The sequence below is a fragment of the Nocardia sp. NBC_01327 genome (assembly GCF_035958815.1).
Classification (GTDB): Bacteria; Actinomycetota; Actinomycetes; order Mycobacteriales; family Mycobacteriaceae; genus Nocardia.
Map to the genome: position 1 here is coordinate 3071988 of NZ_CP108383.1, position 25039 is coordinate 3097026.

At 67.7% G+C, this 25039-nt stretch carries 28 protein-coding genes; 21 read left to right on the forward strand and 7 right to left on the reverse strand.

The features are described from left to right. Positions 1-27: 27 nt before the first annotated feature. Positions 28-591, reverse strand: a complete 564-nt coding sequence (locus OG326_RS13595) for an NUDIX hydrolase (RefSeq protein WP_327144988.1) — start codon at positions 589-591, stop codon at positions 28-30. 189 nt (positions 592-780) lie between these two features. Here OG326_RS13595 and OG326_RS13600 point away from each other — a divergent pair, with 189 nt between their 5' ends. Then, entirely contained in the window at positions 781-1689 is a 909-nt protein-coding gene (locus OG326_RS13600; RefSeq protein ID WP_327144989.1) for an NAD-dependent epimerase/dehydratase family protein, read from the forward strand. Here the strand turns inward: OG326_RS13600 and OG326_RS13605 are convergent, their stop codons facing one another. Continuing rightward, a complete protein-coding gene (locus OG326_RS13605) occupies positions 1690-2283 on the reverse strand; it encodes a TetR/AcrR family transcriptional regulator (RefSeq protein ID WP_327144990.1) in 594 nt (197 codons plus the stop codon). It abuts the gene before it with no gap. 91 nt (positions 2284-2374) lie between these two features. Between OG326_RS13605 and OG326_RS13610 the strand changes: the two genes are divergently transcribed. Beyond that, positions 2375-3478 carry a Gfo/Idh/MocA family protein gene (locus OG326_RS13610; RefSeq protein WP_327144991.1) on the forward strand — a complete coding sequence of 368 codons (1104 nt, stop codon included), beginning with the start codon at positions 2375-2377 and terminating at the stop codon, positions 3476-3478. Positions 3479-3482: 4 nt separating this feature from the next. On the opposite strand, the gene OG326_RS13615 is transcribed toward OG326_RS13610, so the two are convergent. Together OG326_RS13615 and OG326_RS13620 are read right to left on the reverse strand one after the other, a co-directional pair. Next, the gene (locus OG326_RS13615; RefSeq protein ID WP_327144992.1) at positions 3483-3770 is read right to left on the reverse strand and encodes a YciI family protein; all 288 of its coding nucleotides are present in this window, start codon (positions 3768-3770) and stop codon (positions 3483-3485) included. Positions 3771-3813: 43 nt separating this feature from the next. Beyond that, positions 3814-4356: an amino-acid N-acetyltransferase gene (locus OG326_RS13620; protein ID WP_327144993.1), complete on the reverse strand. Its 543-nt coding sequence runs from the start codon at positions 4354-4356 to the stop codon at positions 3814-3816. 119 nt (positions 4357-4475) lie between these two features. On the opposite strand from OG326_RS13620, the gene pgsA reads away from it, so the two are divergent. From pgsA to OG326_RS13690, 14 genes are all read left to right on the forward strand, one after another. After that, positions 4476-5141, forward strand: a complete 666-nt coding sequence (gene pgsA, locus OG326_RS13625; RefSeq protein WP_405139782.1) for a CDP-diacylglycerol--glycerol-3-phosphate 3-phosphatidyltransferase — start codon at positions 4476-4478, stop codon at positions 5139-5141. Beyond that, positions 5131-5634 (forward strand): CinA family protein, encoded by a 504-nt coding sequence (locus tag OG326_RS13630; protein WP_327144994.1) that lies wholly within the window; start codon positions 5131-5133, stop codon positions 5632-5634. Before pgsA ends, OG326_RS13630 begins: the two co-directional genes overlap by 11 nt. An 81-nt stretch (positions 5635-5715) precedes the next feature. Further along, positions 5716-6129 carry a helix-turn-helix domain-containing protein gene (locus tag OG326_RS13635; protein WP_327144995.1) on the forward strand — a complete coding sequence of 138 codons (414 nt, stop codon included), beginning with the start codon at positions 5716-5718 and terminating at the stop codon, positions 6127-6129. A gap of 184 nt (positions 6130-6313) precedes the next feature. Further along, positions 6314-7138 carry a PspA/IM30 family protein gene (locus OG326_RS13640; RefSeq protein WP_442790959.1) on the forward strand — a complete coding sequence of 275 codons (825 nt, stop codon included), beginning with the start codon at positions 6314-6316 and terminating at the stop codon, positions 7136-7138. Positions 7139-7547: 409 nt separating this feature from the next. Further along, positions 7548-8705, forward strand: coding sequence for a phage shock envelope stress response protein PspM (gene pspM / locus OG326_RS13645; RefSeq protein ID WP_327144996.1), 1158 nt, complete (start codon positions 7548-7550; stop codon positions 8703-8705). Positions 8706-8836: 131 nt separating this feature from the next. After that, complete coding sequence (locus OG326_RS13650; protein WP_327144997.1) at positions 8837-9010, forward strand: hypothetical protein; 174 nt, start codon at positions 8837-8839, stop codon at positions 9008-9010. A 119-nt stretch (positions 9011-9129) separates the two neighbouring features. After that, positions 9130-10071, forward strand: a complete 942-nt coding sequence (locus OG326_RS13655; protein ID WP_327144998.1) for a quinone oxidoreductase family protein — start codon at positions 9130-9132, stop codon at positions 10069-10071. Between the two features lie 107 nt (positions 10072-10178). Further along, positions 10179-11342, forward strand: coding sequence for a sugar ABC transporter substrate-binding protein (locus OG326_RS13660; protein ID WP_327144999.1), 1164 nt, complete (start codon positions 10179-10181; stop codon positions 11340-11342). A 3-nt stretch (positions 11343-11345) separates the two neighbouring features. After that, a complete protein-coding gene (locus OG326_RS13665) occupies positions 11346-12119 on the forward strand; it encodes an ATP-binding cassette domain-containing protein (protein WP_327145000.1) in 774 nt (257 codons plus the stop codon). A 17-nt stretch (positions 12120-12136) separates the two neighbouring features. Further along, positions 12137-13561 carry a sugar ABC transporter permease gene (locus OG326_RS13670; RefSeq protein ID WP_327145001.1) on the forward strand — a complete coding sequence of 475 codons (1425 nt, stop codon included), beginning with the start codon at positions 12137-12139 and terminating at the stop codon, positions 13559-13561. 57 nt (positions 13562-13618) lie between these two features. Then, complete coding sequence (locus tag OG326_RS13675) at positions 13619-14770, forward strand: ROK family transcriptional regulator (RefSeq protein WP_327145002.1); 1152 nt, start codon at positions 13619-13621, stop codon at positions 14768-14770. A gap of 88 nt (positions 14771-14858) precedes the next feature. Beyond that, positions 14859-15587 carry a PIG-L deacetylase family protein gene (locus tag OG326_RS13680; protein WP_327145003.1) on the forward strand — a complete coding sequence of 243 codons (729 nt, stop codon included), beginning with the start codon at positions 14859-14861 and terminating at the stop codon, positions 15585-15587. Between the two features lie 196 nt (positions 15588-15783). Then, positions 15784-16947, forward strand: coding sequence for a glycosyltransferase (locus OG326_RS13685; protein ID WP_327145004.1), 1164 nt, complete (start codon positions 15784-15786; stop codon positions 16945-16947). A gap of 71 nt (positions 16948-17018) precedes the next feature. After that, entirely contained in the window at positions 17019-17210 is a 192-nt protein-coding gene (locus OG326_RS13690; protein ID WP_327145005.1) for a DUF3046 domain-containing protein, read from the forward strand. A gap of 4 nt (positions 17211-17214) precedes the next feature. On the opposite strand, the gene OG326_RS13695 is transcribed toward OG326_RS13690, so the two are convergent. Beyond that, entirely contained in the window at positions 17215-17739 is a 525-nt protein-coding gene (locus tag OG326_RS13695) for a CGNR zinc finger domain-containing protein (protein WP_327145006.1), read from the reverse strand. Positions 17740-17892: 153 nt separating this feature from the next. Here OG326_RS13695 and OG326_RS13700 point away from each other — a divergent pair, with 153 nt between their 5' ends. From OG326_RS13700 to OG326_RS13710, 3 genes are all read left to right on the forward strand, one after another. Further along, complete coding sequence (locus OG326_RS13700) at positions 17893-18345, forward strand: VOC family protein (RefSeq protein ID WP_327145007.1); 453 nt, start codon at positions 17893-17895, stop codon at positions 18343-18345. A 62-nt stretch (positions 18346-18407) separates the two neighbouring features. Continuing rightward, on the forward strand, positions 18408-19289 hold the full coding sequence (locus OG326_RS13705; RefSeq protein WP_327146477.1) for a pyridoxamine 5'-phosphate oxidase family protein: 882 nt from the start codon (positions 18408-18410) through the stop codon (positions 19287-19289). Positions 19290-19302: 13 nt separating this feature from the next. Next, on the forward strand, positions 19303-19755 hold the full coding sequence (locus OG326_RS13710; protein WP_327145008.1) for a nuclear transport factor 2 family protein: 453 nt from the start codon (positions 19303-19305) through the stop codon (positions 19753-19755). A gap of 146 nt (positions 19756-19901) precedes the next feature. Here OG326_RS13710 and OG326_RS13715 read toward each other — a convergent pair whose 3' ends face one another. Further along, the gene (locus OG326_RS13715; RefSeq protein ID WP_327145009.1) at positions 19902-21311 is read right to left on the reverse strand and encodes an MFS transporter; all 1410 of its coding nucleotides are present in this window, start codon (positions 21309-21311) and stop codon (positions 19902-19904) included. A gap of 99 nt (positions 21312-21410) precedes the next feature. On the opposite strand from OG326_RS13715, the gene OG326_RS13720 reads away from it, so the two are divergent. Then, positions 21411-22430: an Lrp/AsnC family transcriptional regulator gene (locus tag OG326_RS13720; RefSeq protein ID WP_327145010.1), complete on the forward strand. Its 1020-nt coding sequence runs from the start codon at positions 21411-21413 to the stop codon at positions 22428-22430. A 59-nt stretch (positions 22431-22489) separates the two neighbouring features. Here OG326_RS13720 and OG326_RS13725 read toward each other — a convergent pair whose 3' ends face one another. After that, positions 22490-23899, reverse strand: a complete 1410-nt coding sequence (locus OG326_RS13725) for an MFS transporter (protein WP_327145011.1) — start codon at positions 23897-23899, stop codon at positions 22490-22492. A gap of 98 nt (positions 23900-23997) precedes the next feature. Between OG326_RS13725 and OG326_RS13730 the strand changes: the two genes are divergently transcribed. Next, positions 23998-25026, forward strand: coding sequence for an Lrp/AsnC family transcriptional regulator (locus tag OG326_RS13730; protein WP_327145012.1), 1029 nt, complete (start codon positions 23998-24000; stop codon positions 25024-25026). Positions 25027-25039: the final 13 nt, after the last annotated feature.

The following is a 25039-nucleotide window of genomic DNA, read 5'->3' on the forward strand; positions in this document are numbered from 1 at the left end:
CGTACAGCCCGATGCGATAGCCCCGGCCTACCGAGACAGAGCCGCCAGCAGCTTGGTCAGAAACCGGGGGAGATGCGGGTCGGTGTCGGAGGTGGAGAAGTCGTCGATGCCCCACCAGCGCTGGTCGCTGAATTCCCTGGAATCGAGCCGGTAGGGGTGTGTTCGGTCGCCGCGGATCACGTACCAGAGGGAGACGTCTTCGTGGCAGGCGCCGATGCCCACCGTGGTGGTGATGGTCAGCAACAGCGGTTCCGGGCCGACGACCGAGAATTCGGCCTCGATGCCGATCTCCTCCGCAGCCTCGCGCCCGGCGGTCGTCAAGGGATGCTCGCCGGGGTCGACATGACCGCCGGTGGGCAGCCACAAACCCGCTTTCCGATGGTGCCCCAAGAGGATTGCGCGCGCGTCCGGGTCGATCAGCACCACGTAGCTGACCAGGTGACGGGCGGGCGTGGCGGGCTTGGCGCGGCGGAAGACATCGTCGGTCTGCCCGAGCCAGCGCAGCGTCTCGTCGAGGTGCCGGCGTTCGAGGTCGTCGAGGGGAGCGACATTCCGGACAATATCGGCGATGGCGGCCGTGGCAGCTTCCATGACCGGGCACCTTAATCGTGCTCACCGACAACCGATTCGCGCTAGCGCTTCGCCTAGTGCATCGACCAGGAACTGGTGGCGGTGGTTTGTCGCGTTATGCCGCCACCAGTTCCTGATGATCTTGTCGGTGTATTCCGTGCCAGTGAGAGCCTGTGTGGCTCGGTGTGGTTGTGGTGAAAGGATGTGGGTGTGCGGGTGCTGGTGACTGGGGCGGGCGGTTATGTGGGGCGGGGTGTGGTGGCTGCGCTGGGTGCGGCTGGGCATGAGCCGATCGCGATGGTGAGTGCTCGCGGGGGCGTGGTTCCCGGCGCGAGTGAGGTGCGAACAGCCGATCTGCTCGATCCGGGGGCGCTGCGGCGGGCGGTGGCCGATGTCGAGGTGGTGTGCCATTTGGCAGGCCTCGGCCGGGCTCGCGAATCGGTGCGTGATCCGCTGCCGTTCTTCCGGGTGAATACCGCGGGAACCGTCGCTCTGCTCGAGGCGATGGCCGCCGAAGGAGTGTCCCGGATCGTGTTCTCATCGACCGGGGCGATCTACGGATCCCCGGAGCGGCAGCCGATGAGCGAGGATATGCCGGATTCCCCGCCGCACCCGTACGCGGCCAGCAAGCTCGCCGCCGAACTCGCAATCGAAGCGCAAGCCGAGGCAGGGAACCTTGGCGCAGTGATCGTCCGCCTGCTGAACGTCGCAGGGGGAGCGGACCCGGATCCCACCCGCCTCATCCCCCGCGTAATCGCCGCGGCAGCAGGCGAAAGCGCGCTGCACATCAATGGTGACGGCACTGCGGTACGCGACTACCTCCACGTCGACGACGCGGCCGCCGCCTTCGTATCCTGCATCGAACAGGTCCCCGCACCCGGTGTCCACACTCGCTACAACATCGGAAGCGGTTCCGGGGCAAGCATTCTCGACGTAGTCGCCGCGGTCGAACGGGCAACCGGGCGAACCGTCGCCCGCATCCACGGCCCCGCCGCCCCCGAACCTGCCGCTCTGATCAGCAATCCGGCGAAGGCCCAGGCCGAACTCGGTTGGTCACCAAAGCATTCCGGCATCGACGAGATCGTCGCCGACACCTGGCGGGCCGCCGCGCACGGCTGATCAAGGTCGAGTTGCCAAGCCGTCCAGGACGATTCGCAGGTTTCGAGTCCATTGGTCGTCGGCGGCCCGCAGGCCGACGGTGTGCGGGTCGGTGGCGACGCCCGCGAGGGCGAATGCGACGTCTTGCCAGGTGATGTCGGTGCGCAGGGCGCCGCTGGACTGGGCTCGTTCGACCAAGGTGCGCAGGCCTTCTCGCAGGTCGGTGATGGTGGCTTCGAGATCGCAGGCGCCGGTGCCGCCCAAAGCCTCGTTGACACCGCAGCTTTCGGCGCGCAGGCGGACGTAGGTGGCGGCGAAGTCGCGGAAACCGTTCCAGGGGTCGGGATCTGCGAGGGCGCGATCGGCGGCGGCTACGCCCTCTTCGAGAACTTCCTCCAGGACTGCCTGCAGCAGTGCCTCGAGTGAGGGGACACGGCGGTAGAAGGTGCCCTTGCCGACACCTGCGCGCAAGGCGATCTCCTGGGCGGTCACCGCGACGCCGGTATCCGCGATGGCCGAGCGAGCCGCGACGACCAGGCGCTCCAGATTGCGGCGGGCGTCCGCGCGGGGGGCCGGACCCGATTCGCGGGTCAGCAGACGATCAACGGCGGTCATGGATGCGATCCTAACAAAGTGGACTCAGCGGGTCCGTTTGGCTACCGTAGTAAACGGACCGATTGAGTCCGTTTATGGATGGGAGCGGCAGATGTCGGACAGAATCCGAGTCGGAATCATCGGCGCCAGCCCGAATCGGGGCTGGGCGGCACGGGCGCATATTCCGGCCTTGCGGGCATTGCCCGATTTCGAGTTGACCGCGGTCGGGACCAGCCGGCAGGAGAGCGCGGACGCGGCGGCCCGGCTGTTCGGAGCCGCGCATGCCTTCACCGATGCCCGGCGGCTCGCCGAGCATCCGGACGTCGATCTGGTGGCGATCACGGTGAAAGTCCCCGCACACGCCGAACTGATCGACGCGGCGCTCGCGGCGGGCAAACACGTCTATTCGGAATGGCCGCTGACCAGAACGACCGAGGAGGCCGAATCGGTCATCGCGCTCGGCGGTGACGGCCATCGAACGGTCGGCTTGCAGGCGCGCTTTTCCCCGGCCATCAGCACGGCCAAGCGGCTGATCGCCGAAGGCTATGTGGGGCAAGTGGTTTCGGCGACGGTGTATGCCGCCCGGGGGAAGGGTGCGGGCGGGCTGATCCCGGAATGGGCGGCGTACACCCTGGACCGCCGCAGTGGCGCGGGCCTACTCGAAGTCGCGGGCGGGCACACCCTGGACCCACTCGAACACCTGCTCGGCGAAATCACCGAACTCTCGGCAGACCTGGCAATCCGGAACTCGCACAACACGATTGCCGAAACAGGTGAGCGCGTCACGGTGACCAGCCCGGACCACCTGCTGCTCAATGCCACGGTGGCGACCGGTGCGGTCATCTCGGCCCACATCCATGACGCCAAGCTCACCGACGGCCGCACCCGCATCGAAATCGCGGGCACCGAAGGCGATTTAGCGATCATCTCCACCGGCCGGCACGGCCCCGGTGGCATTCAGTTGAGCGAACTGCGCCTGCTGGGCGCACAAGGCGCGGGAGGCGTCTGGCAGGACCTCACCGAATCCGACGAGCAGCCCATCTCCGAGCTGCCCGTCGAATCCGAAAACGTGGCCCGGCTGTATCGGCAACTGGCCGAGGACATCCGCACCGGCACGCACACCGCCCCGACCTTCGAGACCGGCCTGCACCTGCACCGCCTGCTTGACAGCATCCGCCGATCGGCCGAGACCGGCACGCGGGTGCGAACCCGCTGACCGCCTACGCCGCGCCGGGGAACCCGTCCGTCGGCAGCCACTCCACGATCCGGGTGTCGTCGATGAGGTTCGCCAGCGCGAACGGGTCGTCGGCCAGCAGCTTCGATACCGCGTCGGCATCCTCGGCCTGGAAGATGATCAGCGCACCGGACCCGTCCGGGTACGGCCCGCGCGCGAGGATGATGCCCTGCTCGGACAGGCCGCCCAGGTAGGCGCGGTGCACGGGGCGGACCTCGTCGCGACCGGGAACGGTGGCGTCGGAGTAGGTGTAGTGGACGGCGAAGATCGGCACGGTTCCGCTTTCTGGGGTCGAGTGAGAGGAAGGGGCGAATGAATCAGAGCGTCAACAGCATTCGGGTATTGCCGAGCGTATTCGGCTTCACATAGCTGAGGTCGAGGAACTCGGCGACACCGGTGTCGTAGGACCGGCACATCTCGGCGTACACCTCGGCGGTGACCGGCGTCCCCTCGATCTCGACGAACCCGTGCCGGGAGAAGAAGTCCACCTCGAAGGTCAGCACGAAGACCCGTCCCAGCGCCAGCTCGTGCGCGACGGTGATCAACTGCTGCACCAGCAGGTGCCCCGCGCCGGTGCCCTTGATATCCGGATGCACCGCAACGGTGCGCACCTCACCGAGGTCGGCCCACAGCACATGCAGCGCCCCGCAGCCGATGAGTTCCCCGTCGCGTTCGGCGACCCAGAATTCCTGGATCGACTCGTACAGCGTGACCAGGTTCTTTTCCAGCAGGATCTTGCCGGCGTAGTAGTCGATGAGTCTTTTGATCCCGGGTACATCAGAGGTTCGGGCACGGCGGATGGTCGGTTGTGTCCCCGACTCGCCGCCGACCGAACCGCTGTGAGGTACCCGTGTTGTCATGGGGTGCACAGTAGTCGGCCCCGGTACCGATAGGCTTGAGGTGTGTCGTACATCCAGCCTCCCCGCATACCGGAATGGTCCGGAAACCCTCGCGGGTTTCGCGGCCGGTGGGGGCGCTGGTGACGGTGCAGCGCGATGAGGTGGAAGGTCGCTGGGCCGATGCCGGTCCAGCGCGATCGGGGTTCGTGCCCAATCCCGGCGTAGTGGAACCGGCGGCGGTGCCGCTGATGAATATCGCCAATATCCTGACGATCCTGCGGATTCTGATCGTTCCGATTTTCCTGGCCGCCCTGTTCGCCGCCGATGGTCACAATGCCCATTGGCGCTGGGGCGCCGCGGCGCTGTTCGGCGTCGCCGCCATCACCGATCGCATCGACGGTCAGCTGGCCCGTAAGTACGGCCTGGTCACCGACTTCGGCAAGCTCGCGGATCCGATCGCGGACAAGGCGCTCATCGGCGCCGCCCTGATCGGGCTGTCCATGCTGGGCGATCTGCCGTGGTGGATGACCATTGTGATCGTGGCCCGCGAGCTCGGCGTGACCCTGCTGCGGCTGGCGGTGGTCCGCCGCGGCGTGATCCCGGCCGGCCGCGGCGGCAAGCTCAAGACCCTGGTGCAGTCCGTGGCGATTGCCGTGATTTTGCTGCCTCTTTCCGGCGGATTCGCCAGCGCCGGAATGGCATTGATGTATGTGGCCGTGGTGCTCACCGTGGTGACCGGCCTCGACTACGTGGTGCAGGCGGCCAGGTTGTGGTTCGGCTCGCCCGGCGGCAGTCGTGCCGTCTGAGCCGGGAGATCCACTCACCTCGCTCGTCCCCGCCGCGGACCTGGTCGCCGCCCTGAAGTCTGCCGGGCAGACCGTCGCGACCGCGGAATCGCTGACCGCCGGCCTGCTGGCCGCCACCATCGCGGGAATTCCGGGCGCGAGCACGGTGTTGCGGGGTGGACTGATCGTCTACGCCACCGAGCTCAAACACGATCTGGCCGGTGTGAGTGCGGACACCCTCGCTACCGACGGCCCGGTCGCCGCGAGCACCGCGCAGCAGCTTGCTGTGGGCGCGCGGGTGCGTTGCGGAGCGGACTGGGGAATCGGTCTCACCGGCGTCGCCGGACCCGATCCGCAGGACGGACGCGAGGTCGGCACCGTGTTCCTCGGCATCGCCGGTGCGGAGGGCACGGAGGTCATCCGGTTGAAACTGTCGGGCGACCGGTGGACTATCAGGGTGGGCGCGGTCCGCGCCGCGGTCGCAGAGCTCGTCCGGAGTGTTCGAAGCGGGTGAAGCGGCCGGGAACGCGCGGCCGACGCCGGACGTTGTCCAGTCAAACGCTGGGTCCGGCGAGACGAGTGTGAGGAGAACGGGATGACGCTGCTGCGAGAAGCGATCGGGGACAGTTTGCGGCGCGCTCGGGTCGCTCAGAGCCGGACACTGCGTGAGGTTTCGACCTCCGCGCGGGTTAGTCTCGGGTATCTGTCCGAAGTGGAACGTGGTCGTAAGGAGGCTTCCAGCGAGCTGCTGGCGGCCATCTGCACGGCCCTGGACGTACCGCTGGCGCAGGTGCTCTTCGATGTCAGTTCGGCCCTGGCCGATGCCGACCGGGCTACCGCCAAAAAGTCTGTGGCCACGGCGAATGCCTCGCTCGCGACCGCCGGTGCGGGTGTCCGCCCGCGCGGTGGCGACGGCGATGCGCCGCGTTCCGGGGACGCCGGTTTCGGCCCCCGCATCGTCATTCCGGCGCCCAAGTCGGATCGCCTGGTTTTGGTGGCCGCCAAGTGATCGCTGTGCACAGGACTCGAAAGGGATAAATTCTCTGTAGGCTTTGAGCCGGAGGCGCCATACAGGTGCGGGTTTTTCCGGTTCTCTGCCGCGCAGTGGAGGATAGGGACAACCGGGTGCGTGACGGTCGCGCACTATGTCGCGCGATGGCGCGTGGCACGTCAGATGGAGGCGGGATCAATCGATGGCTAATCCGTTCGTGAAGGCCTGGAAGTACCTGATGGCCCTCTTCGATTCGAAGATCGAAGAGCATGCGGATCCGAAGGTCCAGATCCAGCAGGCCATCGAGGAGGCCCAGCGGCAGCACCAGGCGCTGTCGCAGCAGGCGGCGTCGGTGATCGGCAACCAGCGCCAGCTGGAGATGAAGCTGAACCGCCAGCTCGACGAGGTCGAGAAGCTCAATGCCAATGCGCGCCAGGCGGTCATGCTGGCCGATCAGGCGGGCACCGCGGGGGATACCGAGAAGGCGATCCAGTACACCAATGCCGCTGAGGCTTTCGCCGCTCAGCTGGTGACCGCCGAGCAGGCGGTGGAGGACCTGAAGGTACTGCACGACCAGTCGCTGCAGGCCGCATCGCAGGCCAAGAAGGCCGTCGAGCAGAACGCCATGCTGCTGCAGCAGAAGGTCGCCGAGCGCACCAAGCTGCTGTCCCAGCTGGAGCAGGCCAAGATGCAGGAGCAGGTTTCGGCCTCGCTGCAGCAGATGGACTCCACACTTTCCGCGCCGGGCACCACCCCGAGCCTGGATGCGGTGCGCGAGAAGATCGAACGCCGCTACGCCAATGCACTCGGTTCGGCCGAGCTGGCCCAGAACACCGTCCAGGGTCGAATGATGGAGGTGCAGCAGGCCAGCGTCCAGATGGCAGGCCACAGCCGTCTCGAGCAGATCCGCGCCTCCATGCGCGGTGACGCACTGCCCGCCGGTGGGAACAGCCAGCCGCAGGCCGTCCCGAATCCTGCGGCCGCGCCGCAGATCAACACCAACAAGGGCCAGGCCGCCCAGCAGTAGTGCTGGTCCCTTGGAACGAAGGCGATTGCTGATGGGGAGTTCGCGGGCGCAAGACAACCCCGCGACCTCCCCTGCCCGTTTCCGCCGCCGTTCGCGCACCAGGGAAGCCGCCCCTGTCCCCGGCTTCCCCTCACCCTTCGGCCCCGCCGCCGACAGCGGTGCGACCCAACCCAATTCACCCAATTCCGAAACCGGTTATCCGGCACCGGGTTTCGTCCCACCGACGGGATGGCCTCCTACCGGCGCAGGCCCGAGTGGTACCGCGCCTCGGCCCGAATCCAGGGCATCCGGACCGGCCGCTGCCGGATCGGACCGCGGCGGGCAGTCGCCGGATGCGCAGCCGCAGTACGGGTTCGGTGCCCCGGTGGCCGAGCCGGGTCAGCAGACTGCGTCGCGAGAGCGGCGCTCGATGACTTCACCTCGTGCGGCGTCGCAGCCGGGCGCCGATCCCAGCGGTAATGCTGCAACGCACCGGGATAGTGACGTTTCAGGACGATCCGAATCGGGCGCGCCCTGGCCGACGGCCGCGAATTCTGCGGGCGGCTGGGTGCCGCCGGCGGCGGATGCGCGGCCGCAGTACGGGTTCGGCGGTCCGGCAGGATCCGATCCCGGATGGGCGCAGACTGTGCCGGGCGGGCAGGGCCGGTTTGCCGGTCCGGCGGCTGGATCCGAGCAGTGGCGGACAGCGGATGCTGGTGACGGGAAGGGCTCGTCGCGGCGCGGTAAGCGCGCACGGGCCGCTCAGGCGGCGCGGGAGATGCTGGCTCCCACCGGGATCGGGCCGGAAGAACTGGCACAGCGGCTGCCCGACACCCTGCGAGGGGTGGGGGAGCAGGCGCTGGTCGCGGTGCGGAAGTGGGCGGATCCGCGAGAGCGCGAGTTGCGCAAGCGGCGCCGGACTCGGCGGCGGAGTTTGCGACTGGGCACGGCGTCGGGCCTGACCGCCGCGGGAACTGTTGGGCTGGTGTTGATTTCGGCGCCGGCCTGGGCGGTGATCGTGGTCGGCGGCGGCGCTGTCGCACTGGTGACCGGTACCGCGGTGACCGCCAAGCGATATATGCAATTGCGCCGGGAACCGTTGCCGCAGGCGACATTCGTGCCCCGGCGGCTGCCGCCCCTGCGTTCGGCGGCGCGCGCCTCGATCGCCCGACTGGTACGCGCGGAACGAGCACTGCACGGCCTGGGCGCCCAGATCGCCCGATCCGGCCGGCTACCGGCCGATGATCTGTCCGACATGATGGAAACAGCCTCCTCGGGCGCCGCGGCCCTGCACGCCCTGTCCGCCGATGTGGTTGCCATGGAACAGGCGGCGGGCGCCCTCGGCCCCCGCAATTCGCCACTGGCCGAACATGTCCGGTCGATCTCCGTCCGGCTCGACGGCGGTGTCCTCGAATTCGAGGGCATGGTGGCCGCCGCCGCCCGCGTGCTCGCCGTCCCGGAAAGCGCGGCTGTCACCGATGACCTGGGCTGGGCCATGGTGAACCTGCGCGATGCCGCCGACCGCCTCGACGGCTGGGCCCAGGCTCTCACCGACCTGGCCGACAACCGCTACCGGGCACATCCCTAACAGCGACCTCCGGGACAACCCTGAACTTTCCCCGATATTGGTGCTGACCAGGTGATTTTCCCGGGTGCAGGGGCCAGTATTGAGGAGTCGGATCGCAATGACGGTGATCCGGAACTTACGGGAGGCACGGAATGCTTTGGAAGATCATCGGCGTCGTCGCGGTTGTCTGGATCGCGCTCGCCATTATCGGCGCCCTGATCAAAGGGCTTTTCCCGATCCTCATGATCAGCGCGGTCGTCTTCGGCCTGTACCTGCTCTACAAGGCGGTCTCGGGTTCGAACAAGTCCCCGATCAACAGGTTGTAGCAGCGGCGGAGCCGCATTGCAATGGGCCATCCGGAGATATCCGGGTGGCCCATTGTCGTGTCGTTCGGAAACGCACCGGCGGGGGGAATCCTGTGGCGCGGCGGTACGTTGAGGCGGCTATGGCTACTGCGATCGTTGCCGCCGGATACGGTGGTCCTGAAGTACTCACTCCTGTCGAAGTAGACGTACCCGAACCCGGTCCGGGCGAGGTGACCGTGCAGGTGCGCGCCGCGGGCGTGAACCCCTTCGACTACAAGATCTACAGCGGCGCCTTCGGCGCCGATGATTCCAAGCTTCCGCTTCGGATCGGCCTGGAATCCTCCGGTGTGGTCACCGCGATCGGCCCGGACGCGCTCGGGCCCGCCGGTCCGATCCGGGTCGGTGAAGAGGTGATCGTGCGCGGGGGCGGATACGTCAGCGAGTTGACGGTGCCCGCCGCTCGCATTCTGCCCAAGCCCGCCGAGGTGAGCTGGGAGGTGGCGGCGGGGCTGCTGGCAGTCGGTGGCACCGCGGTGCATCTGGTGGTCGCGACTGGTGTCGGTCCGGGCGATACCGTCCTGATCCACGGCGCCGCGGGCAGTGTGGGTTCCCTTGCCGCACAGCTCGCGGTCGCGCGCGGCGCCCGGGTGATCGGCACCGCCGCGCCCGCGCGCCACGAACGGCTGCGGAGCTACGGCGTGGAACCGGTCGAATACGGTCCCGGGCTGGCCGATCGGGTGCGCGCCTTGGCGCCGGACGGCGTGGACGCGGCGATCGACACCATCGGAACCGATGAGGCGGTGGATGTTTCGCTGGAACTGGTCGCCGACCACAGCCGGATCGCCACCATCGCCGCCTTCGGCCGCGCGGCGAAGGAGGGTTTCCAGGCGCTCGGCGGCGGGCCCGGTGCGGATCCCGGTACCGAGATCCGGGACAACGCCTGGCGCGAGCTGCTGCCCCTGATCGCCTCGGGCAAGCTGGAATTGGTGATCACCGCGACCTATCCGCTCACCGAAGCGGCCGCGGCACACGAGTTCGTCCTCGGCGGACACGCCGGTGGAAAGGTAATCCTGCTGCCCTGATTCGGCGAATTGTCCCGTCTCGGTGACCCGACTGGCATATGTTGTTGCCCACAACATATCGGTGCGCGGCCGCAATCCAGTGGCTGCCGCTCGGAAGGGTCACCCTGATGAGGACGAAAAGCTCGCTCCTGCCCAAGAATTCACGTCGCCTGGTGCGACCCGGCTGTGTGGCGATGGCGGTGGCACTCTCGGGCGTGCTGACGCTCACCGCCTGCGGATCCAATTCCACCAGTAGCTCCGGCTCGACCTCGGCGGCGCCGTCCGGCGGCGGGGCCAATGGCACGGTCGGCGTCATCCTGCCGGAGACCGCCACCTCCGCCCGCTGGGAGTCGTTCGACAAACCCATGCTGGAACAAGCCCTGCAGGCACAGGGTTTCGACGCCGACGTGCAGAACGCACAGGGCGATGTCCAGAAGTTCAGCACCCTCGCCGACGGCATGATCGCCAAGGGGGTGAAGGTTCTGGTCGTCGCCTCGATCAATAGCGAGGTCGGCAGCGCGGTCGCCGCCAAGGCGAAGAAGGCCGGCATTCCGACCATCGACTACGACCGGCTCAATCTCGGCGGATCCTCCGACTACTACGTCTCTTTCGACAATGTGCGGGTGGGTGAACTCCAGGGCCAGGCGCTGATCACGGCGCTGAAGGACAAGCCCGGCGCGCAGGTCATCGAGATCGAGGGCGCGCCGACCGACAATAATGCGACCCTGTTCCATCAGGGTCAGGAGCAGGCGCTCAAGCCGCTCTACGATTCGGGCGCGCTGAAACTGGTGCGCAGCCAGGCCATCGACGGCTGGGACAATCAGACCGGCGGCAATACCTTCGAGCAGATCCTCACCGGCAACGGCGGCAAGGTCGACGGTGTGGTGGCTGCCAATGACGGTCTGGCGGGCGCGGTGATCACCGTGCTGAAGAAGAACGGGCTGAATGGTCATGTGCCGGTGACCGGTCAGGACGCCACCGCCGACGGGCTCAAGGCGGTGCTGCGCGGCGATCAGTACATGACGGTGTTCAAGCCGATCAAGGATGAGGCCGAATCGGCCGCGAAACTCGCTGCGGCGCTGGCCAAGGGCGATACCGCCGCGGCGAATGCGCTGGCGCAGGCCGTGAGTCAGGATCCCAAGGGCAATCGCCAGGTGAAATCGGTCCTGCTGCCGCCGCAGACGATCACCCGCAACGAGGTCAAGCAGGTGACGGATTCGGGCTTCGTGAAGGCCTCCGATATCTGCACCGGTGATGTGAAGGCCGCCTGCACCCAACTCGGCATCGCCTGAGCCATGACCGAGCCGCTGCTCCAGATCACCGGGCTGAACAAGAGTTTCGGCCCGGTGCACGTGCTGCACGATGTGGATCTGACCGTGCCCGCCGGTGAGGTCACCGCGCTTGTCGGCGACAATGGCGCGGGCAAGACCACCCTGGTGAAATGTGTTGCGGGAATTCATCCTTCGGATTCGGGCGAGGTGCGATTCCGCGGCGAACCGGTGCATCTGCGCGGGCCCAAGGATGCGGCGGCGCTCGGTATCGAGGTGGTCTACCAGGATCTGGCCCTCGCCGACAATCTCGACATCGTGGCCAATATGTTCCTCGGCCGCGAGCGCGGGAAGCCGTGGTTGCTGGACGAGGCGAGCATGGAGGAGGCGGCGCGCACAACCCTGGCCTCGCTGGGCGTGCGCACCGTGAAATCGGTGCGCACGCCGGTCTCGTCGCTGTCCGGCGGACAGCGGCAGACCGTGGCCATTGCCAAAGCCGTGCTGTGGAACAGCAATCTGGTGCTGCTGGACGAACCCACCGCGGCGCTGGGCGTCGCACAGACCCGGCAGGTGCTGGACCTGGTGCGGCGGCTGGCCGAACAGGGCCTGGGCGTGGTGCTCATCAGCCACAATCTGGCCGATGTCTTCGAGGTCGCCGACCGGATCGCGGTGCTGTACCTGGGCCGGATGGCGGCGCAGGTGCGCACCGCCGATGTCACCCACAGCCAGGTGGTGGAGCTGATCACCGCCGGACGCTCCGGCGATCTGGGGCTGGCCCGACCGGAAGCGGTGGTGTTGTGAACGAGAAAGCTCCTGATATGAGCAAGGTTTCGGAGCCGGCGGCCGCGTCCGCGGATACGGTGATCACCGATTTCGGGATCGACACTACGACGCGTTCGACGCGAGAGGCGCTGGGGGAGTATCTGGTCCGGCTGCGATCCGGTGAGATCGGCTCGCTCCCAGCACTTCTCGGTCTGGTCGCGCTCGTCATCCTGTTCTCGGTGCAGTCGGATGTGTTCTTCTCGCTCAACAATATCGCCAATCTGCTGGCCCAGGGCGCGGGACAGACCATCATCGCCATCGGCATCGTGTACGTCCTGCTGATCGGCGAGATCGATCTGTCGGCGGGCACCGCGTCCGGGGTGGCCGGTGCGGTGCTGGCCATGCACTACGTGAAGGACGGAAACCTGCTCACGGGCATGGGTTCCACGGTGTTCTTCCTCTTCAACGGCCTGCTGGTGCTGGCGGCGATACTCGCTGCGCTGCTGCGCATCTGGCCGGGCGTGGCGCTCTCGCTGCTCGGTGTGCTGATCACGGTGGTCGGCTTCAAGGCGAATCCGTGGGTGGAGATGGTGCTCGCGGTCTGCGTGGGCGCGGCCATCGGCTGTATCACCGGATTCCTCATAGCCAAGATCGGCATGCCGTCGTTCGTGGTGACCCTGGCGCTGTTCCTGGCGTGGCAGGGCGTGATTCTGCAGCTCATCGGCGAGGGCGGCGTGCTCGGCATCAGCTCGTCGCATGTGCTCGATCAGGTGGCCAATGGCAATCTGTCCACAATCGGCAGCTGGGCGCTGTGTGTGGTGGCCGCCGGAGGCTATGCGGCAATCACGCTGGGCGGTCACGCATTACGCCGCCGAAGGGGGCTGGTAGCGCAGCCGACGCCGCTGGTGCTGGCCAAGGTGCTGGTGCTCACCGTGCTCGCGGTGGTGGTGACGGCGCTGCTGACCGTGAATCGGTCACCGAGCAAGCTGATCGTCATTTCCGGTGTGCCGTACGTGGTTCCGATCGTGCTGGTGCTGCTGGTGGCCGGGACCTTCGTGCTCGAGCGCACCCGATACGGCAGGCATATCTACGCGGTCGGCGGCAATCCGGAGGCGGCCCGGCGCGCGGGCATCAATGTGACCCAGTTGCGGGCAAGCGTTTTCGTCATCTGCTCCTCGTGCGCGGCGGTCGGGGCCATTGTCTACTCCTCGAAGGTCGGCTCGGTCGATCCGCAGGCGGGCGGGCTCAATACCCTGCTGTTCGCGGTGGGTGCGGCGGTGATCGGCGGCACCTCGCTGTTCGGCGGTAAGGGCCGGGTCGCGGATGCGGTGATCGGCGGTGCGGTGCTGGCGGTGGTGTCCAATGGTCTGGGTCTGCTGCGCCAGCCCGCTGCCGTCGTTTCCATTGTCACCGGACTGGTATTGCTGCTGGCAGCGACGGTCGACGCGCTGTCGAGGCGCCGGGCGGTGGCACAGCGATGAGCACGCGGGGATGCCGCGATGCGGGGCGCCGCACGCGCCGATGGTATTCCTGAGTCCATGACCGTCGCTCGACCGGACGAGGCGCGCCGCTCCAACCGGTCCAGTCTGCTGCGAGCGCTGCACACCGGGGGTCCGGCCACCCGGGCGGCGCTCGCGACCGAGTTGGGGCTCAACCGATCCACCATCAAAATGCTGGTCGACGGCTTGGCCGAGGCCGGGCTGGTGGAGGAGCGGGTGCCGCGGCTGGCGCGGGGCGCGGGGCGGCCGTCCCTGCTGGTGCTGCCGCAGCCGCAGGCGGTGGTGGTGCTGGCGGTGGATGTGCGGGCCGAGCACGCGGGCATTGCCATGGTCGGATTCGGCGGGCAGATCCTGGGCCGCAACAGCTGGAATCTGCATGGGCGGCAACGGGAACCGGAAGAAGTGATCACCCATGTCGCCGAATCGGCGGCCCTGCTGGCCGAGGATCTGGGACTCTCGCCGGTCGCGGCGGGGGTGTCGGTGCCGGGGGTGGTGCGTCGCGCCGACGGTCTGGTGCGCAGCTCGGAGAATCTGCGCTGGGCCGAAGTAGCGCTCGGGCAGCGCATGACCGCGGTGCTGGATGTGCCCGTGGTGGTCGGCAATGATGCCGAATTCGGTGCTCTCGCAGAGCATTTGCGCGGTGCGGGCCGGGGCGCGGGTGATGCGGTCTTCGTCTCCGCGGATGTCGGTGTCGGTGGCGGTCTCATCGCCCAGGGCGCGCTGCTGCGGGGATCCGCCGGGTATCTCGGCGAAATCGGGCATATGACAGTGCGACCGGGTGGCCGCCCCTGTCATTGCGGCAATGAGGGCTGCTGGGAGACCGAGGTCGGTGAGGCGGCGCTGTGCCGGGCGCTGGGGTTGTCCGAATACGGGCCGCGCGGCGCGATCGTCGCGGAATTGCGTGCGCTGCAGGATGATAGCGAGAGCAGGCTCGACGACTATCTGGACTGGCTGATCCTCGGCCTGGTCAATGTGGTGAATATTCTCGGCCCGGAACTGGTGGTGCTCGGCGATTTGTTCACCGCCTTGCCGGATGCGCTGGTGACGCGGGTCGGCGATCAGGTGCGCCGGCGCAGCATGGTCAGCCGGGCGCTCGGCGGGGTGCGCATCGAAAAGTCGCGGCTGGGAGCGGATCTGCAGTTGCTCGGCGCCGCCGAGGCGGCCTTCGAGGGCGTGCTGACAGCACTGTGAGCGGCCGGTATGAACGATGCGGCCGATCGGCTCCGGATCTCCACCCGGGTCCTGCCGATCCGGGTCCGGTGTGGTGTTGAATTCAGATATGGAGCAGCTTCCCGAGGACTGGCAGCGCGGACTCGTCATCGTCGCGCACCCCGATGACATCGAATACGGTGCGGCCGCCGCGGTGGCGCGGTGGACGCGGCAGGGTAGGGACATTCGCTACGTGCTGGTCAGCAGTGGTGAGGCGGGCATTGCGGGCCTGCCGCCGGCGGAGTCCGGACCACTGCGCGAGGCCGAGGAGCGGGCGGGCGCGAAAATCGTCGGCGTCACCGAGATCGATTTCCTCGGCTACCCCGACGGCCGCATCGAGGAGAGCCTGGCCCTGCGCCGTGATCTGGCCGCCGCCATCCGCCGCCACCGCCCGGATCTGGTGGTGCTGTTCAACTTCGGCGACGTCTGGGCTCGCGGCTACGCCAATAGCGCAGACCACCGCGCCGTCGGCCGCGCCGCCCTCGACGCCGTCTCCGACGCCGGCAACGAATGGATCCACCCCGACCTCGCCGACCTCCCCCCGCACTCTCCCCGCTGGGCCGCCGTCTACGGCGTAGCCGACGGCAGCCACGCCGTAGACGTCACCGACACCATCGACCTGGCCGTCGAATCCCTCACGGCCCACGCGCGCTACCTCGAAGCCCTCAGCTCCGACCCGGTAGCCACTCAGGCCCGCGCCGTCCTCGACATGACCGCAGGCCCGAAGGAAGGCTTCCCCGCCGCCCACGCCATCAGCTTCGAGCTCTACCACTTCGGTCCCGCCTCCTCGGACCTTTAGCGCACGGCTGAGAGCTGTCGACGTTGGGCACGCGTGGTGGCGGTCGGGCTCGGCACCTATCTCGGGGGTACCCCAGGAGTTAACCGGATCGTGCGAGATCAGTTGTTTCGTTTGGAACAGCCGACTGTGGAGCGGCCCCGGCGGTTTTTGCGGCGGTGGTGACATTGCGGCCCAGGTGGTGTGACATCGTGGGCTCGTGCGAGTAGCTGTGGTGGCCGGGCCTGATCCGGGACATGCGTTTCCGGCGATCGCGATGTGCCTGCGGTTGCAGGCTGCGGGTGATGATGCGGTGCTTTTCACCAGTCCGCGCTGGTTCGACGCGGCGCGCGCCGCCGGGATCGGGGTGCGGCGGCTCAAGGGGCTGGCGCCGCGGGCCGAGGATGACGATATGGATGCCGGGGCGCGGATCCATCAGCGTGCGGCGCATATTTCCACCGAGATCCTGCCGGAGCTCAGTGCCATGCTGCCGGACATGGTGGTGTCCGACGTGCTCACCGCCGGTGGGGGTATGGCGGCCGAGCGGTTGGGGCTGCCGTGGGTGGAGTTGTCTCCGCATCCGCTGTATCTGCCGTCGAAAGCCTTGCCGCCCATCGGAAGTGGTTTGGCGCCGGGGGAGGGCGTGCGCGGGCGGATGCGGGATTCGGTGTTGCGCACCATGACCGCGCGCGATATTCGCCGCGGCGGGGTGCAGCGGGAGCAGGCGCGCGCGAGTATCGGCCTGCCCGCGGAGGATCCGGGTCCGGCGGCGCGATTGATCGCGACCCTGCCGGCGCTCGAGGTGCCGCGCCCGGACTGGCCGGAGGATGCGCACCTGGTCGGCCCGCTGCTGTGGGAGCCGACCGATAAGATTCTGGACCTGCCTCCGGGTGACGAACCCCTGGTCATGGTCGCGCCCTCCACGGCGCACACCGGCATTGCGGATATGGTCGCGACCGTTCTCGCGGGCCTGGAGGGTGCGGGCGTCCGCGTCGCCGTCTCCACCCTCGACACCCCGCCCGTCGATCTCCCGCCCTGGGCCACAGCGGGTTTGGGCCGTCAGGACGAACTGCTGCGTCATGCCTCCGTCGTCATCGGCGGCGGCGGGCACGGCCTGCTCGCCAAGTCTCTGCTGGCGGGCGTGCCCATCGTCACCATCCCCGGCGGCGGCGACCAGTGGGAGCTCGCCAATCGTGCTGTCCGCCAGGGCAGTTCGATCCTGGTGCGCCCGCTCACCCCGGAAGCCGTCCGCGACGCCATCAAGCAGATCCTCGACGACCCGGCCTACACGACCGCGGCCGAGTCGGCGGCTGCCGGTGCGGCGGTGGTCTCCGATCCGGTCCAGATCTGTCACGACATTGCCGAAGCGGCCCGCCCGCGCTAGCCACCGGTGCGGTCGGCCGCGGCGGGATGACGTGTACTGCGGCGTCGATCTCGTGGCGTAGGCTCGCGGCCGTGCGATTGACGGAATTCCAGGAGCTGTTGCATACCGAATTCGGTACGGCGCGCGGGGATGCGCTGCTCATCGACCATGTACTACCGCGTATCGGGAAGACGGGGGCGCAGGCCATCGATGCCGGGGTGGATCCGCGTGAGGTGTGGCGGGCGCTGTGCTCGGAGTTCGATGTGCCGCGCGGGAGATGGTGACCGGCTAGCTGCCGGGGTGCGCCTTCTTGGCGTAGTGCCGGGTCGCCTTGGCGCGATTTCCGCAGGTGGCCATGGAATGCCAGCGGCGGGCGCCGTTCTTCGAGGTGTCGTGGAACCACAGCACGCAGTGGGGATGATCGCACTGTTTGATGCGACCGGGCGTGGCGGCCAGCAGGTGCAGGAGATTGTCGGCGGCCAGCCAGGCGGGCAGCCATTCGGGGTGCCGGACATCGGGTTCGTCGGCGGGGCCGTCGGTGGTCAGTGTGCGGCGGATGCGCCCGTGCTCGAGGACCTTGTTGAGATCGTCGATGGATTCACCGCGCACCGTGCGCAGAATGGCCTCGCGGGCGGAGACGACCGCACGCAAAGTCGGTTCGTCGGCCACGGCGGTGAGGTTGTTGTCGTCCAGCCACCGGCGCAGTCCGTCCACATCGGTGAGCAGATCCTGCTGCCCCGCCTGGGTCATCCAGCGGGTGTTGAGCAGGTCCACGGCGAGCGGTTCGCCGAGGTGGGGACGTGGATCGGGCACGCCCGAGGATAACCGTCCAGGACCCGGCATCGGCGGATCACCTCCCTTCTAACCGGTAACAATCAATATGAGGGTTGACAGTGGGATTGCTCTGGCCTTAAATTCTAACTAGTCAAACCAACAATGACAGTTAAAACTTCCGGAGGGGTCCTCATGACCGCACCAGCACTCGCCACCGGCCACATCGGTCTCAATGTCACCGATCTGGACCGCTCGGTGGACTTCTACGGACGCGCCCTCGGGCTCGAGCAGCTCGGTGCGGGCGGCGAAGGCGCGCAGCGCTTCGCCTTCCTCGGCACGTCAGGTCAGCTCCAGCTGACGCTGTGGCAGCAGAGCGACGGCGAGTTCTCGGCGAAAACACCCGGCCTGCAACATCTTTCCTTCCAGGTCGACAGCATCGACAAGGTGCGCGAGGTGGAAGCGGTGCTGAAGGACTTGCAGGTGACCTTCGCCCAAGACGGTGTTGTCGCGCACGGTGAGGGCGCGGCGTCCGGGGGCATCTTCTTCACCGATCCGGACGGTATTCGGCTCGAGGTATTCGCGCCCACCGGCGCCGAGCATGCCCCCGCACCGAGCGGCGCAGCCCCGACGTGTGGGTTCTTCTGAATCGAAATATCTTCGGCTGCTGTGGAATTCGCGGTCGACGCTGACAGGAGTGCACCGTGACCATCGCCTATCACCCGGGAGAACTGGCCGTCCAGCAGCGGATGGGCCAGGCCGATACCGCGCAGCGGGTCGGGCGGATGATCAGTCCCTACATTCCTGATGCCGCAGCCGATTTCCTGGCCCGGCAGCCGATGGTCGTGGTGGCCGCCGCCGACGACGCGGGCCGGCTGTGGGCGAGCCAGCTCACCGGGCTGCCGGGATTCGCGAGGGCGCTCGGCGACCGGGTCATCGAGATCGACGCCCGTCCGGTGCCGGGTGACCCGCTGGCCGGAGCACTGCGCAGCCCGAGACATCTCGGCATGATCGCGCTGCAACCGCAGCTGCGGCGGCGCATGCGGGTGAACGGCACCGCCGAGCCCACCGCTACGGGCCTGCGGATTGCCACCGACCAGGTGTACTCCAACTGCCCCAAGTACATTTCGCGGCGCAGTATCGAGCAGTGGGAGACGACGGGGGAGGCGACCGTGCATGAAACGGAGGCCCTCGATATCGCACAGCAGCAGGCGATCTCGGCGGCGGACGCCTTCTTCATCGCCTCCGCCGACCCGGACGGCAATGCCGACGCCTCCCATCGCGGCGGCAATCCCGGCTTCCTGCAGGTGCTTTCCCCGACCCACCTGCGCTGGCCGGATTACCGCGGCAACTCCATGTTCATGACCCTGGGCAATATCGCCGCCGACCCGCGCTGCGGATTGCTGATCCCGGACTGGCGCACCGGTGGCACGGTGCAGCTCACCGGCACCGCCGAAATCACCTGGGATGAGGCCGCATTCACCCCCGGCGCACAGTGCGCCGTCGACTTCACCCTCACGCGGGTGGTAGAGATCTCCGGCGCGAACTCGCTGCGCTGGAGTGCCCCCGAACTCTCGCCCGCCAATCCCTGAGAGGATTCCCCTCATGCGTCCCCCACTGCCACCCTTCGATATGGAATCGGCCGCGATCAAGGTCCGCGCCGCCGAGAATGCCTGGAACACTCGCGATCCCGAGATCGTCGCGCAGGCGTACACCGAGGATTCGGTGTGGCGCAATCGCGATGAGTTCATCACCGGCCGCGCGGAGATCGTGGAGTTCCTGAAGCGCAAGTGGGCCACCGAAAATGCCTATGCGCTGCGCAAGGAACTGTGGGGCACCCGCAATAACCGCATGGCCGTGCGCTTCCAGTACGAATGGCACGACGACTCCGGGCAGTGGTGGCGCAGCTACGGCAATGAGCTGTGGGAGTTCAGCCCCGAGGGACTCATGTCCCGGCGTGAGGCCAGTATCAACGACACTCGGATCGAGGAATCCGAGCGGCGCATCTTCGGTCCGCGCAGCCCGGAGGACGCGGATTGGTCGCTGCCGCTCGAGTAGGGCGGACGCAGCTCGAGTAGGACAGATGCAGCTCGAGTAGGACAGATGCCGAAACGGGTACCTCCCGGCGTATTTCGCTGCGGGGAGGTACCTGATCAGTCGGCAGGCCGGCGCATCGGTCTGCGACAGCAACGCCTGGAGCTCCCTCAGCCGATGAGCACCGTGTCAGTCGCGATGGCCTCGGGTATGTCCACTCGTGCCCGGCGGAACAGGGCGATCGTCACAGCCCCGAATACCAGTCCGACCACGCAGGCGACACCGAACGCGGTATCGAGCCCCTCGACGAATTTCGAGATCGGGGCAGGTTGCCGATCACCGGCTGCGCTGTGGAAGACGGTGCCCAGCACCGCGACTCCCAGCGCCATGCCCAGCTGCCGCGCCGTATTCACCACCCCCGCCGCCAGACCGCCCTGCTGCGGCGGCACCGCCGCCATCGCCGTCGAAACCAGCGCGGGAGCATTGACGCCCGCACCGGCGCCGATCACCACGAGCCCGGGAATCAAAGCGGTCCAGGAGGATCCGGCGTCGACCAGGGCCAGCAGACCCGCGCCCGCGCCGATCACCATCAGGCCCACTCCGATTGTCCACGCGGGCTTGGCATCGTGCAGGAAGCGACCCGTCCCGCCCGCTACCAGGAATGCGGTCACCGCCATCGGCAGCATGGCCAGGCCGGTGTGCAGTGGGCTCAGGTGCAGCTGCTGCTGCAACCACAGCGAGATGAGCGGCGAGCTCGCGAACGCCGCGAAGGTCTGCCCGGATGCGCCGACCAGGGTCGCGCTGAAGATGCGATTGCGCAGCAGCTGAAGCGGGAATATCGGTGCGGCGCTCCGGGATTCGATCATCACGAACAATACGGCAGCCGCCGCGCCGGTCAGTAGGGCGGCCACTGTCCCACCATCACCCCAGCCGTGTTCGCCGCCGCGAATAATGCCGAAGGTCATCCCGGTCGCCGCGGTCGTGAACGACAGCATGCCCGCCAGATCCGCGCGGCGTCCCGAATGCCGTTGCGACGCAGGGAAAACGCTCGCCGACAGGGCTATGGTGAGCGCCGCGATCGGCAGATTGACGAAGAAGATCCAGCGCCAGGACAGCAGATCGACGAGCACTCCGCCGAGCACGACTCCGAGCGCCGCGGCCGCGCCGCCTACCGCGCCCCAGGCGCCGAACGCGATACCGCGATCGCGGCCGGTGTAGGTGGCATGCAGCAGCGAGAGCGTCGTCGCGAACATGGCCGCGCCTCCGACACCCTGCAGTACCCGGGCGAGCACGAGAACGGCAGTGCCCCCGGCCATTCCGCAGGCAAGCGAGGCAATGGCGAAGAGGACCAGACCGGCCAGGTAGACAGGCTTGGCGCCCAGCCGGTCGGCCAGCGAACCGAGAACGAGGAGAAGTGCGGCCAGGGCGAGGGCGTAGCCGTCCACGATCCACTGCAGGCCGGAGAGTCCGGAATGGAGATCGGCGGCCATATCGGGCAGCGCGACATTGACGATGGTGACGTCGATGAGCAACATCAGCGTGCCCAGGCACGCGGCGAACAAGGGGAGCCATTTCCGCATGGGAGCCTCCAGAAGAACGGAACGATTTCGACGCCAATCGTGCGTCTTGCGTTGCTTTCCTCATATCGACTGGGCAAGCGGCGTTAGATTCTTCCGGTGATGCCCGAATTGCTCCGTGATTCCACCATTTTCGACGATCTCGACAAGCAAATCGTGCACGGCCTGGTCGTGGACGCCCGCATCCCGTTCGCGAAACTCGGTGCGATCCTCGGGGTGTCGGAGCAGACGGTCGCGCGGCGCTACCGCTCGATGCGGGAGCGCGGCATCATCCACGTCTCGGGACAGGTCAATGTCGTCCCGCTGGGCCACGCGCGGTGGATTCTGCGCATCAGATCGACGCCCAGTGGCGCACTGCGGCTCGGTGAGGCGCTCGCCCGGCAGCCCGAGCTGAGCTGGGTTTCGCTGCTGTCCACCGGTTCGGAGGTGATGTGCGTGAGCCGCGCGCGCACCGCACAGCGGCGAGATGCGTTGCTGCTGCAGCTGATTCCGCGCGCACCGCAGGTGACCGAGTTGATAGCGCACGAGGTGATGCACGCCTTCCCTCAGGATGAGGAGTGGCCGCGATACAGCTGCCTGTTCACCGCCGAGCAACTGAGCGAGCTGGGTTCGCGCCGTCCTATCCAGGATGCGGCAGTCGGGGAGGTGCCGGTCGCTCTCACTCCCGAGGACGAGGCGATGCTGGCCATCCTCGCTCGTGACGGGCGCGCGCCGTATGCGCAATTGGCTGCCGCCACCGGCTGGAGCGCACCTCGTGTCGCGCGGCGCATGGTCGAACTCGTCGAATCCGATGTGCTGTACTTCGATCTCGACTTCGCCTTGGAACGCATGGGTTATGCGGTGCGCGCGGCGATCTGGCTGCGCGTCCGGCCCGCCGATCTCGCGGCGACCGGGGCTGCCATTGCGATGTTCCCCGAGGTCACCTATGTCGCGGCGACCACAGGGCCGACCACGCTGACGGCTGCTCTGGTCTGCCGCGACACTCCGCATCTGTACCGCTTCGTCACCGAGCGGCTGGGCGGGCTCCCGGGGATCGTGGATATGGAGGTGACGCCGGCCCTGCGGACGTTCAAACAGGCGCAGGCGCTGATGGATACCGATCGAATCTCATTGCTGCGCTGAATAAATGGCCCGTCCCCGCTCCAGGAGCGGAGCGGGGACGGGCCGGTAGTCTGCCGTGCTCAGCCGACCAGCGCCGGTTCTGCGGGGGTGATCACGGGTTCTTGCGCGCGTGCCCGGCGGAACAGCGCGAACGCCGCCACACCGAAGGTCACCCCGACCGCTCCCGCCACCGTCACCGCGGTGTCGAGCCCATTCACGAAGTCGGACAGCGGCATTCGTCCCGCATCACCGGCGACATTCCGGAATACGGTGCCCAGCACCGCGACTCCCAGCGCGAGCCCCAGCTGCCGTGCCGTATTCACCGCACCGGCGGCGGTTCCGCCCTGCTGCGGCGAGACGGCCGCCATACCGGTCGACACCAGGGCCGGGGCATTGACGCCGATGCCCGCGCCGATCACCACGAAGCCGGGAACCATGGCGACCCAGGAGGATCCGGCGCCGATCAGGGTCAGCAGGCCGGAGCCCGCGCCGACCACGATCAGGCCCGCGCCGATGGTCCATTCCGGGCGCGCGTCGTGCAGTACGCGGCCGGTGAGCCCGGCGACCAGGAATGCGGTCGCGGCCATGGGCAGCATGGCCAGGCCCGCGTTCAACGGGGTCATGTGCAGCTGCTGCTGCAACCACAGCGACAGCAGCGGCATGGTCGCGAAGGCGGCGAAGGTCTGCCCCGAGGCGCTGAGCAGGGTGGCCCCCAGCGTCCGGTTGCGCAGCAGCGACAGCGGGAACATCGGTGCGGCGACGCAGGATTCGATGATCGCGAAGATCACCACGGCGGCCGCGCCGACCGCCAGCGCCAGCAGTGCGCCGCCATCGGTCCAGCCGTGTTCGCCGCCGCGGATGATGCCGAAGGTCACGCCCGCGGCAGCGAGGGTGAAGGCCAGCATGCCGGGCACATCCACATCACGACCCGGATGCCGCTGCGAGGCGGGAAACACCATGGCGGACAACACGATCGTCACCGCCGCGATGGGCAGGTTCACGAAGAAGATCCAGCGCCAGGACAGCAGATCGGTGAGCACGCCGCCGAGGACCACGCCGATTCCGGCCGCCGCGCCCGAGACCGCACCCCAGGTGCCGAAGGCGACACCACGATCACGCCCGGTATAGGTGGCGTGCAGCAGGGACAGCGTGGTCGCGAACATCGCCGCGCCGCCGACGCCCTGGAAGATGCGCGCGGCGACCAGCACCGGCGCGTTGTCGGCGATGCCGCAGATCAGTGAGGCGATCGCGAACAGCGCCAGTCCGGCGAGATAGACCTGCTTCGCACCCACCCGGTCGGCGAGCGAGCCGAGTGCCAGCAGCAGCGCGGCCAGCGCCAGCGCATAGCCGTCGACGATCCACTGCAGTCCGGACAGGCCGGTGCCGAGATCGGCGGACATGTCGGGCAGTGCCACATTCACGATGGTGACGTCTATCAGCAGCATCAAGGTGCCGAGGCACGCCGCGAACAGGGGTAGCCATTTCCGCACGGGAACCTCCAAGAAAGAACGAACGATTTCGTCCCCTAGTCTTGACTGAGGGTGGGATATCTACCTAGTCCCTGCCTGGAATCCGCTAGAATCCTCCTATGGAGAGTGAATACGTCGAAGATTCCGACATGCTGGATGTCCTCGACAAGCAGATCGTGCACGCGCTTACCGCCGATGCGCGGATCCCTTTCGCCAGGCTCGGCGCGATCCTGGACATCTCGGAGCAGACCGCCGCGCGACGGTATCGATCGCTGCGCCGCCGCGGCATGATTCACGTTTCCGGGCAGGTGAATTCGGTGCCGCTGGGGCACACCAAATGGCTGCTGCGGATCAGATCCACGCCCAGTCGCGCGCCGGTGCTGGCCGAAACACTGGCTCGGGTACCGGATCTCAGCTGGGTTTCCCTGCTCTCCACCGGCTACGAGGTGTTCTGTACCGGCCGGCCGCGCTCGGCCGAGCGCCGAGATGAACTGCTGCTGCGCCTGATTCCCCGTGTCAGCGATGTGCTCGAACTGAGTGTGCACGAATCGATGCGACAGTTTCCGCTCGCCGATGAGTGGCCCCGCTATGGGCGGCTGCTCAGTGCCCGGCAATTGAGCGAACTCGGTCCGCGGCCCAGCCTGTGGGAGCCCTCCGGGCCGGAATCGCCTGTGACACTCTCCCGCGAGGACGGGATCATGCTGACCATCCTCGGTCGCGACGGTCGCGCGCCCTATGCGCAGATCTCCGCCGCCACCGGGTGGAGCGCGACCCGGGTGGCGCGGCGCATGAGCGAGCTCGTCGAATCGGGGGTGCTGTACTTCGATCTCGACTTCGCCATGGGGGCAATGGGTTACAACGCCCGCGCGCTGCTGTGGATGCGGGTGCGCCCGGGGGATCTGGAGAAGGTGGGCCTCACCATCGCCGCGTATTCGGAGGTCGCCTTCCTCTCGGCGATCAGCGGGCCCGCGAATCTCTTCGCCTCGGTGGCCTGTCGCGATACCGCTCATCTCTATCGGTTCGTCACCGAGCGGCTGGGCTCGCTCGAGGGGATCGGCGATGTCGAGGTGACGCCCGCGCTACGGACCTACAAGCAGTCGCAGACGCTGCTCGACGTGCACCGCCCCGCCGTCGTGCCGTCACTATGAGGTGTCCACCCGA